We start from the raw sequence: 2,616 nt of genomic DNA on the forward strand, positions 1-2,616 counted from the left end.
AACGAAGCCGGCCATGCATTCCAATTCGAAGCCGGCCGGGTATTCCGATCTGAAGCCGGCCACCCGTGGCGTCGTTCGCATGGGTCAAATTCATGATGTCGTTGAGGGCTGGGAAGGTCAAGAGACCGGTTGGTCTTGGGCGGGTTGCTTCTGCTTCCTGAGGCTCTCTCCCTTGAGTTCGATGCGATAGGCATTGTGAACGAGGCGATCGAGGATGGCGTCGGCGATGGTGGGATTTCCGATGATTTCGTACCAGCGGTCGACGGGCAGTTGACTGGTGACGATGATCGAACGGGCTTCGTATCGATCCTCGACGATTTCGAGCAGATCGCGGCGCTGGTCAGCGTCGAGAGGTTCTGGTCCCCAGTCGTCAAGGATCAGCAAGTCGAGTCGTGCGATCGCCCGCAGCATCTTGGTATACCGTCCATCGGCGCGGCCGAGTGCGAGAGCGGCGAACAGACGTGGGACGCGATGGTAGGCAACGGCGAAGTCATCCCGACAAGCCTTGTGGCCGAGAGCGCACGCAAGCCAACTTTTGCCAACGCCGCACGGCCCGGTGACGAGAAGATTATGTCTTGCCCGGATCCAGTCGCCGGCGGCGAGTTTTAGAAAGAGCGCGCGGTCGAGCCCGCGGATAGCGCGGTAGTCGACATCCTCGACGCAAGCGGCATGACGCAGCTTGGCGGCGCGAGCTCTGCTTTCAAACCGCTTTTGCTGACGCTGCGTTTTCTCCTGCTCCAGGAGCAGGGCCAGCCATTCGGCATGTTCGAGGCTGCGCGCTTCGGGCTGGGCATCAAGCTCCTTGAAGCCTTTGGCCATGCCGTGGAGACCGAGATTTTGCAGCAGGTCAAGCGTGGGGTGGGTCAGCATGCTGGGTTTTCCTTTCAATGGAAGTAGCCGGGGCCGCGCAGATTGGGATGGTCGACGACCGCGTCATCAGTGGCGCGAGCGCTGCGGTCGAGTTTGTTGGCGATGATCGAAGCAATGCTCTTGTAGGTCAGCGCGCGGACCGCGATGGCGCGGGCCGCGATCAGCTCGGCGCGTTCCGGATCGAGATCCTTGAACAGCCGAAGCACACCCAGACAGGTCCGGAATCCCTGTTCGGGATGAGGCCGATTGGCCAGGATGGCGAGGACGAGACCTTCGGTGTTTTGTCCGATCGATCGTCCCCAGCGACGGAACCGCTCGGGAGTCCACTCGGCGTAACGCCGATGCGCGCTGGGCATGTGGTCGGGATCGGTGCCGTGCCGGCGGCCGCCGTAACGGCGCTGGTGAGCTGCAACACGCGACCCCCGATGGAACAACTCGATGGTCCGGGTGGTGGCGCGAACGTCGACCTGCTCCCGGATCAGCCCGTGGGGAACAGAGTAAAAGAACCCATCGATCTCGACGTGATAATCGAGCGAGACGCGGGCCACGCGCCATTCCGCGAACTGATAATCGGCATCCGGCAGCGGCGCCAGGACAGCCATCTCGACCGTCTCGAACAATTGTCGACGACTAACGCCGAGCCGGCGCATGACGTGCGCGTTGATCCGCTCCAGCGCGGCGGCGATTGCCGCGTTCGCCTCGACCAGCGAGAAGAAGGTCTGCCGGCGAAGCCGCCCCAGGATGTAGGTCTGGGCAAAACGCACCCCGGCTTCCACTTTTGCCTTATCCCGGGGTTTTCGTGGCCGTGCCGGAAGGACGCCGACGCCATAATGGGACGCCATCATCCCGTAGCTGCGATTGATTTCAGGATCGTAGAACGAAGCCCGGTGGACGCCGGACTTCAGATTGTCGGGAACGACCAGGCGTGGCACCCCGCCAAAGAACCGGAACATGCGGACATGGGCCTCGATCCAGTCCGGAAGTGTCTGCGTCCAGGTCGCCTCGGCGTAGGTGTAATTCGAGGCGCCAAGCACGGCGACGAAGATCTCCGCGTCGCGCACAACCCCGGTTTCGCGATCGACGATCATGATCTTCTTGCCGGAGTAATCGACAAATACCTTGTCGCCGGCCGGATGATCCTGCCGCATCGTCGGAGACAGGCGCCGCTCGAACTCCCGGAACAAATCGCAGAACCGGCTGTAGCCATATCCTTCCGGGTGAACCGCGCGGTACTCTTCCCAAAGTACCATCAGATTGACGCCAGGCCGCTTCAGTTCGCAGGCCAGCGAGGCCCAATCTGGCTCGACGCGCCGACGGAAGCCGCGCCTGACGCCGGCGTGGGCAAATAGGCGCTGTTCAAGAACGGCGTCGGTCAGATCGCCCGCCAAAGGCCACGTAAGCCCGGCAGCTGAGGCGCGCTTGAGATTGTCCTGGATCGTGCTGCGCGCCACCCCGAGCGTGCGGCCGATCTCCCGGGCGCTCACCCCATCACGGGCAAGCCGCAGCATTTGTCGTATCTGTCGCATGGTCAGTTCTCGCTTGGCAGGCATCCGCTTCCCCCGTTGATCAACGAGGGACTTGATGCCCGAGGGACTGACCCAAACGAAAACGCTGCCTTCCCAGAAAACCGGCCGGCTTCAGATCGGAATGCCGGCCGGTCTTATTTCGGAATGGTGGCCGGCTTCATCTCGGAACGGTGGCCGGCTTCAAATCGGAATACCCGGCCGGAATAAATCGGAATCCGCA

At 62.3% G+C, this 2,616-nt stretch carries 2 protein-coding genes; both read right to left on the reverse strand.

What is annotated here, in order from left to right:
• Window positions 1-117 precede the first annotated feature (117 nt).
• Window positions 118-870, reverse strand: a complete 753-nt coding sequence (gene istB, locus H8B02_RS46725; protein ID WP_229172437.1) for an IS21-like element helper ATPase IstB — start codon at window positions 868-870, stop codon at window positions 118-120.
• 14 nt (window positions 871-884) lie between these two features.
• Window positions 885-2,396, reverse strand: coding sequence for an IS21 family transposase (gene istA, locus H8B02_RS46730; protein ID WP_229172438.1), 1,512 nt, complete (start codon window positions 2,394-2,396; stop codon window positions 885-887).
• Window positions 2,397-2,616 lie beyond the last annotated feature (220 nt).

It is taken from the genome of Bradyrhizobium altum (assembly GCF_020889705.1).
Lineage (GTDB): Bacteria > Pseudomonadota > Alphaproteobacteria > Rhizobiales > Xanthobacteraceae > Bradyrhizobium > Bradyrhizobium altum.